Raw genomic sequence first — 13,198 nt, 5'->3', positions numbered from 1 at the left:
ACGAGTTTGCGGCTTTTTTCATTGCAGTGACCCGTCCTGGAATAAGTTGACACTTTTTCGTTACAGAGAAGGAGTGTCCGATGGAACAAGGGTTTCGACGCAGTCAGCGAGATTACAGCCTGGCTTTTAAATTGAGCGTTGTCGAGCAGGTTGAAAAAGGCGAGATGACGTACAAGCAGGCGCAAACGCGCTACGGAATACAGGGTCGGTCGACAGTTTTGGTATGGTGTCGCAAACACGGCCTGCAGGATTGGACGCATCCCAGGGGCCGAAGCGAACGGAGAGCGAGCATGACAGACACACCAGCCAGGCCACTGACGCCAGAGCAGCGCATCAAGGAGCTGGAGCGTCAGCTCAAGGAAGAAAAACAGAAATCCGCGCTGTTCGAGGCGGTTCTCGACGTCCTGCGTGACGAATACGGGGTGCCGGTAAAAAAGCCTTTGGGCAGGTCATCGCGCGCAAGCAAGTCGAAGGATTAAGCGTCGAACGGGCCTGCCGCTGTGTCGGCATCAGCCGCCAAGCGTATTACCAGCGCCGTCAGCGCGAGCGACATTGCCTGGACAGGGCGCAAACTGTCGTCAAGCTGGTGCAGCCGATACGCCTGCGCCAGCCACGCATCGGCACGCGCAAGCTGCACAGCATGCTCGGTGCAGCCTTTTCCGGTGCAAAAATCAAATTGGGACGCGATGGACTCTTTGATATCTTGCGCCAGGAGCGGCTGCTGGTGCAACCACAGCGGGCCTATCATAAGACCACGAATAGCCATCACCGCTTCCGGCGCCATCCCAATTTACTCAAGGAGGGGCCGGGACAAGTGCTCGCCACGCGGCCGGAGCAGGTGTGGGTAGCCGATATCACGTATCTCCCGACCGCCGGAAAATTCGTCTATCTGAGCTTGGTAACGGATGCGTATTCGCGCAAGATCGTGGGCTATCACGTGCACGCAAGCCTGCAAACCGAAGAGGTCAGCGAGGCCTTGAAGATGGCCCTGCGAGCACGACAGCGCAAGACGCCGCTGATCCATCATTCAGCCAGGGGCATCCAGTACTGCTCGACTTACTATCAAGAAATTCATCGTCGTCATGGACTGACTTGCTCCATGACCGACGGCTACGACTGCTATCAGAATGCGCTGGCCGAACGTATCAACGGCATCCTGAAAGGCGAGTTCTTGCTGAATCGGCCTGCAGACCTGAAACAGGCGAGCAAAATGGTGGCGCAATCGGTGCGGATATACAACCAGGAACGACCACATACGGCCTTGAAGTACAAAACGCCCGATGCGGTGCATCGGGCGTTTGTGCAGCAATAAATACTGTCAACCTATTTTAGGACTGGACACAGAACGCCATGTGTTGCCATGGCGCCCTCCCTCCCCTTATTTGCCCAGCGCCGCCTTCACGGCGTCAAGCAGCGTCGTCGTCGGACGGCCTGTCAGCGCGCTCAATTGCTTGCCATGGTCTTCCAGGCCGCCCTTGGCCGCGCCCGCGTCGGAATCGGCCAGCAACTCGGCAAACCCTTCCGGCACGCCCACGCCCACCAGCGCCGCCTTGAAGTCCGCCTGCGGCAAATCCTTGTAGACGATCGCCTTGCCCGACTGGCGCGCCACTTCGGCCGCGTACTCGGCCAGGGTAAAACCGTGGTCGCCAGCCAGTTCATAGATCGCTTGCGGCTGGTCCGCCGTCAGCACGGCAGCGGCGGCGGCGGCATAATCAGCGCGCGCGGCCGACGAGAAGCGGCCGTTTTGCGCCGCGCCCAGCACGACGCCATGCTCAAGCACGGGTGCCAGGTGTTCCGTATGGTTTTCCAGATACCAGCCGTTGCGCAGGAACGTGTACGGCAGGCCGGACGCGCGGATGGCCGCTTCCGTGATCACGTGCTCGGCGGCCAGGCCCAGCGGCGACGTATCGGCGCGCAAGACACTGGTATAGGCCAGCAGGGAAACGCCGGCGCGCCTGGCAGCATCGATGACGTTCTGGTGCTGCTGCGCGCGCTGGCCCACTTCGCTCGACGAAATCAGCAAGATTTTCGTTGCGCCCTTGAAGGCCGCATCAAGGCTGGCGCCGTCGTTGTAATCGGCCTGGCGGACCTGCACGCCCTTGGCGGCCAGGCCGGCGGCCTTGGCCGGGTTGCGCACGGCGGCAATGATGTTGGCTGCGGGAACGGATGCGAGCAGGCTGGCAATGACGTGCTGGCCCAGATTGCCTGTGGCGCCGGTGATGACGATCATGATTTCTCCTTGGAGGGTGGCTGGTAAAACCCTATAATAGGACTATTACTTACTTATTGTAAGTACGTACCTTTTGGTAAGTATGGATTACCCTCACATTGAAGACCAACTATCATGCCCACAGACACTCCCGGCGCCAGCCTGCGCGCCGCCCTCGCCCGCCAGAATCAGGAGGCACACCTGCTGGCGGCCACCTGCCCGTCGCGCGCCGTGCTCAGCCACCTGACCAGCCGCTGGGCCGTGCTGGTGCTGGTACTGCTGCTGAGCGGCACGCGGCGCTTTAGCGAACTGCGCCGCGAAGTGGGCGGCGTCAGCGAAAAAATGCTGGCGCAAACCCTGGAAGCGCTGGCGGGCGACGGCTTCGTGCTGCGCCAGGCGTATCTGGTGATCCCGCCCAAGGTGGAATACAGCCTCACGCCGCTGGGGCGCGAGGCGGCCGAACGCCTGGCCGTGCTGGTCGACTGGATCGAAGACAATTACCCGCGCATCGAACAGGCGCGCGCGGCCCTGGATGCGGCACCGCCAGCGCAAAATGCGGCTTGAGCAGATTGCTTTTGATCATCAAGAATTATCGTTTACTCCTACTTGCCTTGATGTAATACTAGGCCCATGAACCGCGTAAGGGCGCGACACCATGAATCAGTTGATTTCTTCCATCACCGACCGGGCCAATGTGCTGCTGGTCAGCAATTCGCCGAACGAAGTGCGCGAACTGCTGTATGTGCTGGACCGGCATAACCTGGGCACGGGGCTGGCGGGCGATATCGACGAAGGCGTGGAACTGGCGGCCGGCGGCACGGACCTGATCCTGCTCGACGCGGCTCTGGCGGGCTCGAATATCGGCGCCACCTGCATGCGTCTGCGCAATGCGGGCGGACGCCACAGCGTGCCCCTGCTGCTGATGTCGGCCACGCCCAGCGCCGAGGAGCAGGGCCGCAGCGTGGGCGCCGGCGCTTCCGACTACATCAAGATGCCCTTCAATGCGCGCGACGTGGCGGAAAAAATCCTCATGGAACTGGCCTTGCACAAGGCCGAAGCTTCCGCGCCGCATGCCGCCACGCCGCCGCGCCCCGTGCATCCGCAAACGCTGGAAGTCAATTACCACTCGATATTGGCCGGTTCACCCGACGCCGTGCTGCTGTTCGATATCGACAACGAGCTGCTGATCGACGCCAACCACCTGGCCGAAGAACTGTTCGGCATGCCGCTGGCCGAGCTGCTGCAAGGCGGCATGGAGCCGCTGTTCCCCAAACATCAGAGCGATGGCCGCGCCTCGCCGCAGCTGCTGGAAGAAAAGATCCGCGATACCCTGCAAGGCAAGATCGTCGTCTTCCGCGCCAGCTGCTGCCACCGCGACAGCCACCCGATCGCCTGCGAAATCCGCCTGATGCGCCTGTCCGTGCCGGGCCGCCAGCTCGTGCATGCGCGCATCATCGACTTGACCGAACGCAACCTCGCCGAAGCGATGCGCTCGGGCCAGAGCGCCCTGCTGGAAATGGTCGCCAAGGGCGCGCCCCTGATCCCCACGCTGAACCAGCTGCTGCTCTTGATCGAAGGCCAGTCGCGCGGCGTGCTGTGCTCCATCATGCTGCTCGACGACGACGGCACCCACATGCACAGCGCGGCTGGTCCCAGCCTGCCGACCGAGTACATGGCCCTGCTAGAAGGCGTGGCCATCGGCCCCGGCGTGGGCTCCTGCGGCACCGCCATGTTCCTGCGCGAACAGGTGGTGGTCAGCGACATCATGCGCGATCCGCTGTGGGCGCCCTACCGCGAGCTGGCCGCGCCGTTCGGCTTGCGCGCGTGCTGGTCGCAACCCATTTTCGGCCAGGATGGCGCCGTGCTCGGTTCCTTCGCCATGTACTACCGCGAAGTACGCCAGCCCGATGCGCGCGACCTGGAACTGATCGACACGGCCACCGACCTGGCCGGCATCGCGATTGGCCGCATGCGCCATGAACGCGAGCTGCAACGCCACCGCACCCACCTGGAAGAGCTGGTGGCCGAACGCACGGCGGCCCTGACGCAGGCCAAGGAACACTCGGAGCAGACGAACCGCGAGTTGGCCGCCGCGCTGGAAAACCTGTCCATCACGCAGGAAGAACTGGTGCGCCGCGACAAGTTGGCCGCGCTCGGTGCGCTCGTCGCCGGCATTGCGCATGAACTCAATACGCCGATCGGCAACGGTCTGGTGGTGGCCACCACCATGGCCGAACGCACGCGCGAAATCCAGGCCAGCTTTCTCGATGGCCTGCGCCGCTCCGAACTGGGCGCCTACCTGACCCAGGCCAGCGAGGCGGACGCCATCATGCTGCGCAACCTGCAGCGCGCGGCCGACCTCGTTTCGAGCTTCAAGCAGATCGCCGTCGACCGCGCCAGTTCGCAACGCCGCCACTTCCTGCTGCGCCAGTTCGTGGCCGAGCTGATGCTGCCCCTGTGCACGCAGCTCAAGGCCGCCGGCCTGAGCCTGACGCAGGACGTGCCGGAGGGCCTGGCGATGGACAGCTATCCCGGTCCGCTGGGCCAGGTGCTGAGCAACCTGCTGGAAAACTGCCTGCGCCACGCCTTCGAGGGCCGCAGCGGCGGCACCATAAACGTCAGGGCGCGCGGCAGCGACGACGGGAAGACGATCACCATGTCCATCGCCGACACGGGCGTGGGCATCGCCGCCGACGACCTCGTGCATGTCTACGACCCCTTCTTCACGACCAAGCTCGGTTCCGGTGGTTCGGGCCTGGGCTTGCATGTGGCGCACAACATCGTCACGGGCGTGCTGGGCGGGCATATCGACGCCACCAGCAGCATCGGCGACGCCAGCGGCACCACCTTCACCCTGCAGCTGCCCGCCGTGGCGCCGCAATCGCCCGCCCCCTGAACGGCAGGCACGCTACAATGCCGGCAGGCTTTTCTTTCGGAGTACTTATGAAATACCTGATCGCCACGGCCCTGCTGGCCGCCTGCGGGTACGCCACGGCCGGACCGGCGCCCTGGTACAAATGGCGCAGCAAGATCGACGGCACCCTGTCGTGCGCCCAGTCCACCCTCGGATTTGGCTGGGAACTGGCCTCGGGACCGTACAAAGATAGCCGTTGCGAAAAACCGGCGCTTGTTAAATAATGGGGCCATGACCACACGGGGCACCGGCTTGAGATCAAGCGATGGCAATGCGGCGTCGAAAGAGTATGGAACGATAAGAACGTATCTATTCAAACCGAGGAGACCACATGTTTACGAATCCCGAACAATTCGCATCGGCCACCAAGGCCCTGTTTGAATTCCAGCTGATGACCTTCAACACCCTCACGTCCAAGGCCGTGCAAGGCGTGGAACAGGTGCTGGCATTGAACATGGCCACCGCCAAGTCCGGCATCGAGGATGGCCTTGCCGCCGGCAAGGAAATCAGCCAGGCCAAGGATCCGAAGGCCGCCATGGCCGCCGCCGCCGCCCAGCTGCAACCGGGCGTGGCCGGCGCAAAAGCGTATAAACAGCAACTCGACGACATCATCAAGGAAATCCACACGGAATTCACCACGGCCGCCGAAGCCCATGTGGCCGAAGCGAAAAGCAATCTGAGCGCCCTGATCTACGACGTCACGAAAAACGTGCCGCCAGGCTCGGAAAACGCCGTCGCCATCGTCAAGGCCGCCATCGACAACGCCTTCCTCGGCTACGAACAAGTGACCAAGGCCACGAAACAGGCCGTGAAGACCGTGGAAGAGCAGATCGCCAAGGCCAGCGCGCAAGTGGCGCAGGCCACGGAAAAAGCCACGGCCGCACCTGAAAAAGCAGCACCGGCGGCCAAACCGAAGGCTGCCAAAAAGTAAGCCGTAGGTCGGATTAGCGCGGCAAGGCCGCGCGTAATCCGACGCACTGCTGGCGCTCATGGTGATGTCGGATTACGCGCTTGCGCGCTAATCCGGCCTACCCGACCTACAAGAATTCACCGGCAGGGTCCGGTATTCGCCCCCCCTCCCACACCCCAGAAATAGCCTGAGCCTAGCTGCAGAAATCCTGGCGAGCCTTCGCCTCGACGGTTCCGGCCAGCTGGCGGCGCCAGGCCGCCATGCGCCATGCGGCCCAGGCGGCGGACAAGGCGCCGGCGACGAGGATCAGCCGCGTGTCGATCAGGGTCAGCACGGAGCCGCTGAGGGCCACGACGATGTTGGCGATGCAAAAGGTGGTGGCCAGCAAGCCCATCACGGCGCCCTGTCCGTGCGCACTGAAGCGCTCGGCGCACCAGCCCTGTATCACCGTGTTGTACAGCGCATTCGGAATGCCGAACAGCACGATGGCGGCGATGCCCACCCAGATATTACCCAGCGCCAATATCCCCACGGCCAGCGCCACGCCGCACGCATACCAGCAGGCGCGCAGCAGCGGCGCATGGCGGCTGGGACCGCCCGCCAGCAAGGACGTAATCGTCATCGTGCCGCACAGGCCCACATTCACCCAGGCAATCTCCTGCGCATGATAATGGGCCGTCTCAACCAGCCACAGCGGGTAGAACTCATAAAAACTGGCCACGCCGCAGGTGAACGCCAGTTGCACGATGAACAGGGTGCGCAGCTCCTCATGGCGCAGCAAATTGAGCGAATGGCGGTCGCGCGCCACTTGCCACCACGACGTCGTCAATAGCGAGGGCGTTTCGCGCGGCAAGCCGACAGCCACCAGCACGGCGACGAGCATCAGCGCGGCGGCGGCGATCCAGAACGGCACCGTCACGCCCCAATGCAAGGTGGCGCCCGCCAGGATCGGGCCCACCAGCCAGCCCAGGTAAAACGCGCCGTTCAGCCACGACATGGCGCGCAGGCGCAGCGCTCCCGTCAGCTGGTCGGCCAACATGGCGCGCGCCACGGCGCCGTTACCCTCCAGCAAACCCGTGATGAAACGGGCGACGATGAACAGCGGATAGGACTGGATCACCAGTGCCCAGGCCGTGATCGCATGGCCGATGGCGGCGCCCACGGCCGTGCGCATCAGCAAGGGACGGCGGCCGTAGCGGTCGGACAAGGGGCCCAGCAGGGCCGAACCGATCAGCAAGCCCAGCGGGTTGATCGTCAGCGCCAGGCCGAACAGCAGCTTGGACGGCAAGCCAAGGAAATTGTTGAAGGCATTCGGCGCCTCGGCCGCGAACAGCGGCGGCAGGATCGGGTATGGCAAGGAGGCGCCGATGGTCGACAGCAGCGCCAGCAGGCAGGCGGCGGAAATCAGGATGACGTTTTTCATGCGGGCTCGGCGAATTTTAGTCTGGCAAGCATACGTTGACCATTCCACACAAGCAAACTTAAATGTTTATTAATCATGCTCATCATTGCCGCCGTGAAGCGTGCCAGACAAGGCCTCGGCTATCATGCCGCCATGACCCACGTTGAACAGGATAAACATGACCCTGCCAGAAATTGAAAGCAAACACGGCTTCACCTATCCTGCGCTGTACCGGCAACTGGAGCGCGACGGCATGCTCGCCGTGGGCGAATACGGGCCCGACTGGTACAAGCTGGTCTATCCCACCTTGACGGAGCGCCCTACCCTGCTGTTGCATGCCGATGATTTCGAATTGCTCAACATCAAGGCCGTGGCCGAAGAGGCGGACACCTTGCGCGACGCGGACGATTACCGGCAGATTGATCCCGCCTTCCGCTTCATCCCGTTCGCGCAAACGGGCGCGGGCGATCACTACTGCTTTTTCGCCTCCGGCCAGCAGGACGGCGACATGCCCGTCGTGCTGCTGTGGCATGACCAGAATGAAGCGCAGTACCTGGCGAAAAACCTGCAGGATTTCGTGTTCCACATGTTGTTGAACAGCATGGCGGATCAGGATACCTATAACGAGGTCAGCGACGAGGCATTCAGGGAACAGCTGGCCAACACCCTGGGCACGCATGCGCGCTACCTGACGGCGCGGCAAGCCGAAGTGCTGCAAACCTCGCTGGCCAGGGACATCCTCGATTACGAGGTGACCTTGCCGAAAGGACGCAAGCAGGCGCACCGGGGCTTGCTGACCGACATCGAACTGGCCCGCCTGCGCGAAGAATGCATTCCCTACGAAAAGTTCGACAGCTGTTTTGCCTACAGCACGGCTGGCTGAGCATAAAATCGCTGGGCAAGCGGCGGATGAAGGTTTAAACTGTATATAAACACAGTAAAACCGATCATCTTGCATCTTGCCCTATTGCCATCCCCATGTTGAAAGTCCTGGAAAATCCCCTGTACTATCTGGATAATTTCCAGGACGTGCTGAGCTGGATCAGCGCCCGTTACGCCGATCTGCTGAGCCCTGAAGAAACGCGCTTCATCGCCGACTTCGGCGCACTGCCGCAGCCGTCGCGCGCCCTGTTCGTGCGCCTCGTCATGCGCAAAGGCTGCCTGTTTCGCGCCAGTAAGCTCAAGTATCCGGAAATCGGCGACACGCGCGCGGCCGCCCTGCCCTTGCTGGCCCTGGCATGGGTGGAAGTCGATCCCGTCATTGCACTCGACGAGCTGTTCGAGCAATTGCTGAAAGCGGAAATCGCCCAGGCTTTCGATCTCGCCCCGTCCCTGAAAGCGGCGCGCAAGGCCGAGCAGCTGGAGGTCTTGCGCGAACAGCATGGGGAAAACAGACCGTTTTCCGCCTGGCATCCGGCCTGCAGCGACGTGCTGTACCGCATCGGTTTGCAGCCCCTGTGCGACCGCCTGCGCCTGATTTACTTTGGCAACTATCATCAGGACTGGTCGGAATTCGTGCTGTCCGACCTGGGCGTGTATCAATATGAAAGAGTGGATTTTTCGCCCGAGTCGCGCGGCTTTCGCACGCGCCAGGATATCGAGCACTATGAAGTGCTGCACCAGTGCCGGGAACGCTACAACGACAGCGCACCGGCGGACGAGGTGCTGCAGGAACTGGCGGCGCTGCCATTGCCAGAAGACAATACCTGGCTGGCCAGCCGGCGCGACAAGCTGCGTTTCCAGATCGCCCAGCACCTGGAAAAATGCCAGGACTGGCCGGCCGCCTACCGCGCCTATGCCGATTGCCGCTATCCGGGCGCGCGGGGCCGCGCCATCCGCGTGCTGGAAAAAGACGAGCAGCCGCAAGCGGCCTATGAACGCCTGATGATTGCCCTGGCGGCGCCGGAAAGCGAGGCGGAACAACAATTGCTGCTGCGCATGGCCCCCCGCTTGCGGCGCAAGCTGGGCCATGCGAAGCAGGCGGCCAGCGCCCCCGCCAGCGTCGAGCGCATCGACTTGCAGCTGCCCTTCCCGGAACAGGCGTGCTACGTGGAAGCGGTGGTGCAGCAACACCTGATGCGCGATGACGCGCCCGTGTATTACGTGGAAAACACTCTGATCAACTCGCTGTTCGGCCTGCTGTGCTGGCCCGCCATCTTCAAGGCCATGCCGGGCGCTTTCTTCCACCCGTTTCACCGTGGCCCGGCCGACTTGCACAGCGCCGATTTTTACCAGCGCCGCAGTACGGACTTCGCCGCCTGCCTGGCGCAACTGGACGACGACAGCTACCACGCCGCCATCCGCGCCACCTTTGCCGCGAAGCACGGCATCGTTTCGCCCTTCGTCAGCTGGGAGGCGCTGGACGACGGCTTGCTGGACCTGGCGCTGGCCTGCATGCCCGCCGCGCACCTGAAGAAGGCGTTCGAGCGCATCTTGCTCGATATCAAAAGCAACCGCAGCGGCTTGCCTGATCTGATCCAGTTCTGGCCGGCAGAACGGCGCTACCGAATGATCGAAGTCAAGGGTCCGGGCGACCGCCTGCAAGACAACCAGCTGCGCTGGATCGCGTATTGCGCCCAGCACGCCATGCCCGTCAGCGTGTGCTATCTGCAATGGCAGGCGGCGGCATGAGCGCCAGGAGGTACACGATCGCCGTGCGCGCCCTGTGCGAATTCACGGCCAAGGTGGGCGACCTGGACCTGCGTTTCACGCCCTCGCCCACGGCGCAGGAAGGCATGGCCGGCCACGCCACCGTCACGGGCCGGCGCGACGACGATTACCAGCGCGAAATCAGCCTGTGCGGCGACTTCGGCCCCCTGCACGTGCGGGGCCGCGCCGATGGCTACGACCCGGCGCGGCGGCAGCTGGAAGAAATCAAGACCTACCGGGGCGAACTGGACACGATGCCCGCCAACCACCGCCAGCTGCACTGGGCGCAAGCGCGCATCTACGGCCACTTGCTGTGCCAGCAGCTGAACCTGCCCATGCTGCGCGTGGCACTCGTGTATTTCGACATCGCCAGCCAGAAGGAAACCGTCATGCACGAGGAATGCACGGCCGAGGCGCTGCGCCTGTTCTTCGAGCAGCATTGCGCGCTGTTCCTGGAATGGGCCGAGCAGGAAATGGCGCACCGGGCCAGCCGCGACGCACAGCTCACGGCCATGGCCTTTCCCCACGCAAACTTCCGCCCGGGACAGCGCCAGCTGGCCGAAGCCATGTACAAGGCCAGCAGCCGCGGCTGCGGCTTGCTGGCGCAGGCGCCGACCGGCATCGGCAAGACGGTGGGCAGCCTGTTCCCCATGTTGAAAGCGACGGCCGCGCATGGCCTCGACAAACTGTTTTTCCTGGCTGCCAAGGTGCCGGGCCGGCAAATGGCGCTCGACGCCTGCGCCATCCTCAAGGAGAGCGCGCCGCTGCTGCCCTTGCGCGTGCTGGAACTGAGCGCCAAGACCAGTGCCTGCGAACATCCCGACAAGGCTTGTCACGGCGAATCGTGTCCGCTGGCCAAGGGTTTTTACGACCGCCTGCCGCTGGCGCGCGAGGTGGCGCTGGCCAGCGGTTTGATCCTCGACAAGGAAGCCGTGCGCGCCGTCGCCTTGCAGCAGGGTATTTGCCCGTATTACCTGGGCATGGAATTGGCACGCTGGAGCGACGTCGTCATCGGCGACTACAATTATTATTTCGACCTCAGCGCCATGCTGTATGGCATGACATTGGCCCACGACTGGAAAGTCAATGTGCTGGTCGACGAAGCGCACAATATGGTGTCGCGCGCGCGCAGCATGTATTCGGCCGAACTGGCGCAGATCGACCTGAAAATGCTGCGCAAGTTCGCGCCCGAAGGGCTGAAAAAGCCGCTGGACCGCCTCTCGCGCCAGTGGACGGCCTTGTTGAAAGAGCAGGATGGCGATTACCTCGTGCATGCGGCCTTGCCCGATAAATTCTTTGGCGCCCTGCAAGGCGTGGCGACAGCCATCGGCGACTACATGGCCGAACATGCCACGGCTCTGGACGAAGATTTGCAGCGCTTCTATTTCGACGTGCTGCTGATCAACCGCCTGGCGGAAAGCTTTGGCGAGCATTCGCTGTTCGACGTCAGCAAGACGGAGACGGGCTCCACCGTCTGCATCCGCAACATCGTGCCGGCACCGTTCTTGAAAGAGCGCTTCGCGGCCAGCCACAGCACGGCCCTGTTTTCCGCCACCCTGAGTCCGTGGAATTACTACAGCGATACCCTGGGCATGCCGGCCGACACGGCCTGGGTCGACGTGGAATCGCCATTCCAGGCGGAACAACTGTCCGTGCGCGTGGCCGATACCATTTCCACGCGCTACCAGCACCGCGCCGCCTCGCTGCTGCCCATTGCCCAATTGATGGCAAAGCAATACGCGGAAACGCCGGGCAACTACCTGGCCTTCTTCAGCAGCTTCGATTACATGGAAAAGACGGCCACCCTGTTCGCCCAGCATCACCCCGACGTGCCCATCTGGCAGCAGCCGCGCCGCATGGACGATACGGCCCGCGCGAAATTCCTTGGCCGTTTCGGCCTGGAAACACGCGGCATCGGCTTTGCCGTGCTCGGCGGCGCCTTCGGCGAAGGCATCGACCTGCCCGGTGCCCGGCTGATCGGCGCCTTCATCGCCACCCTGGGTTTGCCGCAGATCAATCCCGTCAACGAGCAGATCCGCCAGCGCATGGGCGACATCTTCGGCGCCGGCTACGACTACACGTATCTGTATCCGGGCATGCAGAAGGTGGTGCAGGCGGCCGGCAGAGTCATCCGCACCCAGTCGGACAAGGGCGTCGTCTACCTGATCGACGACCGTTTTTCACGCCCGGAAATCCGCCAGCTCTTGCCCACGTGGTGGGATGTGCAGCTGGCTGGCGGATAGCACGCGGTTAATCTCTTCAGGTGTTGCCAGCCCGCTTGCGCGGCACACTGGCCTTCCGCTTTCGGGGGGGCGTCGCAGATGCAGCAAGTGCGCTGTCATGGACATCGGCATCAACTTCCTGGCTACGCAGAAAATTCTGCAGTTCGATACGAACGCCGTTTTGCGCGACGACCGACAATTCCAATGTCATGCCCAGCGATTGCAGGAAGCGGCGCAAGGTCGAGACATAGGTGTCGGTACGCTTTTCCAGCTGGGAAACGGCATGCTGTTGAATCCCCAGTTCCCTGGCAACCTCCGCCTGGGTCTTGCCCACGGCCTTGCGGAAATCCGTCAGCGTGGCGGCATGCGCTATCATTTCCTGCATTTTCTCCTGGGACAGAGCCGCAATTTTTGCCTGACGCTCGGCCGGCAAACTGTGGATCACGTCATTCAGATTTCTTCCCATGGCTAGCTCCTGTTCCTGAAATCATCTCCTGCCTTTGCCCTGCCTTGCTGTCGCCGTGGTCAGGTTTTTGAGGTGTTGCTCGTAGCGCGCATTTGCCTTGAACAACAAATCCCTGTAAAACCTGTCCTCGTCGACACCCTGCTTGGCTGCCGCAACCAGAATGACCGCCTCTCGCCGTGTATCGAAAGCAAAGACCGCGCGCCACACCTCTGCCCCGTTATTGGCCTTGAAACGCAGCTCTTTCATATTCGGGTGTTTAGGATGCTTCAACGTCCCGACATGAGGACGCCCGGCAGCCGGACCCAGCTTCGACAGTGCATCGGCACTCGCCAGCAATTCATCCTGGACATCTATCGGCAGAGCATCGAATTCCGCATCGAAGTCATCGTGAAACGTGACCGGCCAAGTCTTCGGCGCATTCATTTA

The 13,198-nt window shown here is 62.6% G+C and carries 12 protein-coding genes; 8 read left to right on the top strand and 4 right to left on the bottom strand.

What is annotated here, in order from left to right; genetic code table 11:
- The first annotated feature begins 80 nt into the window (after nt 1–80).
- A protein-coding gene (locus AC3RCG_RS11135; protein WP_492490433.1) for an IS3 family transposase occupies nt 81–1,312 on the top strand; the annotation gives its coding sequence in 2 pieces (ribosomal slippage) (nt 81–446 and nt 449–1,312; 1,230 coding nt in all).
- Nucleotides 1,313–1,378: 66 nt separating this feature from the next.
- Here AC3RCG_RS11135 and AC3RCG_RS11130 read toward each other — a convergent pair.
- Complete coding sequence (locus AC3RCG_RS11130) at nt 1,379–2,230, bottom strand: SDR family oxidoreductase (RefSeq protein ID WP_492405528.1); 852 nt, start codon at nt 2,228–2,230, stop codon at nt 1,379–1,381.
- A gap of 114 nt (nt 2,231–2,344) precedes the next feature.
- Here AC3RCG_RS11130 and AC3RCG_RS11125 point away from each other — a divergent pair, with 114 nt between their 5' ends.
- From AC3RCG_RS11125 to phaP, 4 genes are all read left to right on the top strand, one after another.
- A complete protein-coding gene (locus AC3RCG_RS11125) occupies nt 2,345–2,773 on the top strand; it encodes a winged helix-turn-helix transcriptional regulator (protein ID WP_070218077.1) in 429 nt (142 codons plus the stop codon).
- 91 nt (nt 2,774–2,864) lie between these two features.
- Nucleotides 2,865–5,105: an ATP-binding protein gene (locus AC3RCG_RS11120; protein ID WP_121669041.1), complete on the top strand. Its 2,241-nt coding sequence runs from the start codon at nt 2,865–2,867 to the stop codon at nt 5,103–5,105.
- A gap of 47 nt (nt 5,106–5,152) precedes the next feature.
- Nucleotides 5,153–5,347 (top strand): hypothetical protein, encoded by a 195-nt coding sequence (locus AC3RCG_RS11115; RefSeq protein WP_409026725.1) that lies wholly within the window; start codon nt 5,153–5,155, stop codon nt 5,345–5,347.
- 107 nt (nt 5,348–5,454) lie between these two features.
- Nucleotides 5,455–6,054, top strand: coding sequence for a TIGR01841 family phasin (gene phaP, locus AC3RCG_RS11110; RefSeq protein WP_070310500.1), 600 nt, complete (start codon nt 5,455–5,457; stop codon nt 6,052–6,054).
- A gap of 172 nt (nt 6,055–6,226) precedes the next feature.
- Here the strand turns inward: phaP and AC3RCG_RS11105 are convergent, their stop codons facing one another.
- Nucleotides 6,227–7,456 (bottom strand): MFS transporter, encoded by a 1,230-nt coding sequence (locus AC3RCG_RS11105; RefSeq protein WP_492405525.1) that lies wholly within the window; start codon nt 7,454–7,456, stop codon nt 6,227–6,229.
- Between the two features lie 157 nt (nt 7,457–7,613).
- Here AC3RCG_RS11105 and AC3RCG_RS11100 point away from each other — a divergent pair, with 157 nt between their 5' ends.
- The 3 genes from AC3RCG_RS11100 to AC3RCG_RS11090 all read left to right on the top strand — a co-directional run bounded on the left by AC3RCG_RS11100 (nt 7,614) and on the right by AC3RCG_RS11090 (nt 12,327).
- On the top strand, nt 7,614–8,318 hold the full coding sequence (locus tag AC3RCG_RS11100; RefSeq protein WP_492405524.1) for an SMI1/KNR4 family protein: 705 nt from the start codon (nt 7,614–7,616) through the stop codon (nt 8,316–8,318).
- Between the two features lie 95 nt (nt 8,319–8,413).
- On the top strand, nt 8,414–10,066 hold the full coding sequence (locus AC3RCG_RS11095; RefSeq protein WP_492405522.1) for a VRR-NUC domain-containing protein: 1,653 nt from the start codon (nt 8,414–8,416) through the stop codon (nt 10,064–10,066).
- Nucleotides 10,063–12,327 (top strand): ATP-dependent DNA helicase, encoded by a 2,265-nt coding sequence (locus tag AC3RCG_RS11090; protein WP_492405520.1) that lies wholly within the window; start codon nt 10,063–10,065, stop codon nt 12,325–12,327. Before AC3RCG_RS11095 ends, AC3RCG_RS11090 begins: the two co-directional genes overlap by 4 nt.
- A 16-nt stretch (nt 12,328–12,343) precedes the next feature.
- Here AC3RCG_RS11090 and AC3RCG_RS11085 read toward each other — a convergent pair whose 3' ends face one another.
- Both AC3RCG_RS11085 and AC3RCG_RS11080 read right to left on the bottom strand, forming a co-directional pair.
- On the bottom strand, nt 12,344–12,772 hold the full coding sequence (locus AC3RCG_RS11085) for an XRE family transcriptional regulator (protein WP_492405517.1): 429 nt from the start codon (nt 12,770–12,772) through the stop codon (nt 12,344–12,346).
- A 21-nt stretch (nt 12,773–12,793) separates the two neighbouring features.
- Nucleotides 12,794–13,195, bottom strand: a complete 402-nt coding sequence (locus tag AC3RCG_RS11080) for a type II toxin-antitoxin system RelE/ParE family toxin (protein WP_409026731.1) — start codon at nt 13,193–13,195, stop codon at nt 12,794–12,796.
- Nucleotides 13,196–13,198 lie beyond the last annotated feature (3 nt).

It is taken from the genome of Janthinobacterium sp. GW823-FHT01H08 (assembly GCF_058797855.1).
This window is presented reverse-complemented; position numbering and strand designations above follow the sequence as displayed.

Coding starts and splice junctions, on each gene's coding strand:
- AC3RCG_RS11130 (WP_492405528.1), bottom strand. CDS start 2,230: ATGATCGTCATCACCGGCGCCACAGGCAATCTGGGCCAGCACGTCATT.
- AC3RCG_RS11085 (WP_492405517.1), bottom strand. CDS start 12,772: ATGGGAAGAAATCTGAATGACGTGATCCACAGTTTGCCGGCCGAGCGT.
- AC3RCG_RS11095 (WP_492405522.1), top strand. CDS start 8,414: ATGTTGAAAGTCCTGGAAAATCCCCTGTACTATCTGGATAATTTCCAG.
- AC3RCG_RS11115 (WP_409026725.1), top strand. CDS start 5,153: ATGAAATACCTGATCGCCACGGCCCTGCTGGCCGCCTGCGGGTACGCC.
- AC3RCG_RS11100 (WP_492405524.1), top strand. CDS start 7,614: ATGACCCTGCCAGAAATTGAAAGCAAACACGGCTTCACCTATCCTGCG.
- AC3RCG_RS11120 (WP_121669041.1), top strand. CDS start 2,865: ATGAATCAGTTGATTTCTTCCATCACCGACCGGGCCAATGTGCTGCTG.
- phaP (WP_070310500.1), top strand. CDS start 5,455: ATGTTTACGAATCCCGAACAATTCGCATCGGCCACCAAGGCCCTGTTT.
- AC3RCG_RS11090 (WP_492405520.1), top strand. CDS start 10,063: ATGAGCGCCAGGAGGTACACGATCGCCGTGCGCGCCCTGTGCGAATTC.
- AC3RCG_RS11080 (WP_409026731.1), bottom strand. CDS start 13,195: ATGAATGCGCCGAAGACTTGGCCGGTCACGTTTCACGATGACTTCGAT.
- AC3RCG_RS11105 (WP_492405525.1), bottom strand. CDS start 7,456: ATGAAAAACGTCATCCTGATTTCCGCCGCCTGCCTGCTGGCGCTGCTG.
- AC3RCG_RS11125 (WP_070218077.1), top strand. CDS start 2,345: ATGCCCACAGACACTCCCGGCGCCAGCCTGCGCGCCGCCCTCGCCCGC.